The sequence below is a fragment of the Ruegeria sp. AM9 genome (assembly GCF_056540565.1).
Window position 1 is genome coordinate 1 of record NZ_JBQFWY010000072.1, and the last position, 504, is coordinate 504.

Genomic DNA, 504 nt, shown 5'->3' on the forward strand with positions numbered 1-504 from the left:
TCTATCACGGCCCCGACGGCATCAAGGCCATCGCGCAATCGGTGCACCGCAAGACCTCGCGCCTGGCCGCCGGTCTGGAAGAGGCGGGCTTTGCCGTCGAACCCGAAGTGTTCTTCGACACCATCACCGTCGAGGTCGGCCATCTGCAGACCGTGGTGATGGAGGCCGCCGTGGCCCGTGGCGTCAACCTGCGCAAGGTGGGCGACAGCAAAGTGGGCATCAGCCTCGACGAACAGACCCGCCCCGAGACCATCGAGGCCGTCTGGGGCGCCTTCGGCATCGACCGCAAGGATGACAGCTCGAACAAGCAGTATCGCCTGCCGGACTATGCGCTGCGCGAAAGCGCCTATCTGACCCACCCGATCTTCCACCAGAACCGGGCCGAGGCCGAGATCACCCGCTATATGCGCCGCCTGGCCGACCGTGACCTGGCGCTGGACCGGGCGATGATCCCGCTGGGCTCGTGCACCATGAAGCTGAACGCCACGATCGAGATGATCCCGG

General features: G+C 65.9%; 1 pseudogene. It reads left to right on the forward strand.

Annotated features, from left to right (window positions below):
* A pseudogene (locus ACR0DO_RS19650) lies at positions 1-504 on the forward strand (glycine dehydrogenase (aminomethyl-transferring)); the annotation flags it as partial.